Consider the following 1,010-nt stretch of genomic DNA (forward strand, 5'->3'; position numbering starts at 1 on the left):
CCGGGCCTCGCGCGGCCCCGCCCCCAGGGGCGCGGCTCGCGGCCCCCCCCCCCCCCCCCCCCCGGACTCGTGTCGTCGAGTGGCCACCAGGGGTGGCAGGCCACCACCCGTCGTGATCCACCTCTCCCGATTGGCCCGTCTGCCATGCCTGTTGCAACGGCCTGCCCGATAACGCCGACCGCCGTCGAGCGCAAGCGGTTAAAGAAGATGGCCTACGGCCACAAGACCGAGCACCGGCTACGGATACGCGCGCAGGTCGTTCTGCAGGCGGCACGGGGGCGCTCCAACGCGCGCATCGCCCACGAGACGGGCCTGCACGTGGACACGGTGCGTGCCTGGCGAGGCCGGTTCGCCCACGGCGGCCTGCCTGCTCTGGCCGACCGCAGACGCTCCGGTCGCCCCGCCCGCTTCACCCCGGTGCAAATCACCGAGGCCAAGGCGCTGGCCTGCCAGCTCCCCGCCGAGACCGGCGCACCACTGTCACGCTGGTCCTGCCCTGAGCTGGCCGCCGAACTGACCGCCCGCGGGATCGCCGAATGCAGTCATGGTCCACACCCCCGTCCACGCCTCATGGATCAATCAGATCGAGATCTTCTTCTCCATCGTCCAACGCAAGGTCGTCTCACCCAACGACTTTACGGACCTGGCCCAGGTCCGGGACCGGCTCCGAGCATTCGAAGGCCGCTACAACGCCACAGCACAGCCGTTCCAGTGGAGATTCACCACCTCCGACCTGGACCATCTGCTGGCCAGGCTCGACCGGCACACCACCGACCGCCAGGAGCAATCCTCCATCGCGCTGACAGCTTGATCAACCCCCGAAGGACTTCCGGAGCCAACCACTAAGTTACGTTTCCCCGTCCTTGCCCACCATCCATCGTCGCCGCACGGAGAGTTGTGGTGGGTGGGGGGGGGGCCGGGGTTGGGGGCGCGCCCCGGGTCCGGGGGTGTTGGGGTAGGCGGGGGGGGGGGGGTGGGGCCACAGGACAAAAACGGAAAACCGCGCGGGG

At 69.8% G+C, this 1,010-nt stretch carries 1 protein-coding gene and 1 pseudogene; both read left to right on the forward strand.

Annotated features, from left to right (window positions below; all coding sequences use genetic code 11):
* Positions 1 to 207: 207 nt before the first annotated feature.
* A pseudogene (locus tag ACFV6I_RS34720) lies at positions 208 to 483 on the forward strand (helix-turn-helix domain-containing protein); the annotation flags it as partial.
* A gap of 61 nt (positions 484 to 544) precedes the next feature.
* The gene (locus tag ACFV6I_RS34725) at positions 545 to 811 is read left to right on the forward strand and encodes a hypothetical protein (protein ID WP_380429808.1); all 267 of its coding nucleotides are present in this window, start codon (positions 545 to 547) and stop codon (positions 809 to 811) included.
* Positions 812 to 1,010 lie beyond the last annotated feature (199 nt).

The sequence above is a fragment of the Kitasatospora sp. NPDC059803 genome (assembly GCF_042732255.1).
Taxonomy (GTDB): Bacteria; Actinomycetota; Actinomycetes; order Streptomycetales; family Streptomycetaceae; genus Kitasatospora.

Bases quoted from the DNA above. Each gene is read 5' to 3' on its own strand.
- ACFV6I_RS34725 (WP_380429808.1), top strand. From the start codon at position 545: ATGGTCCACACCCCCGTCCACGCCTCATGGATCAATCAGATCGAGATC.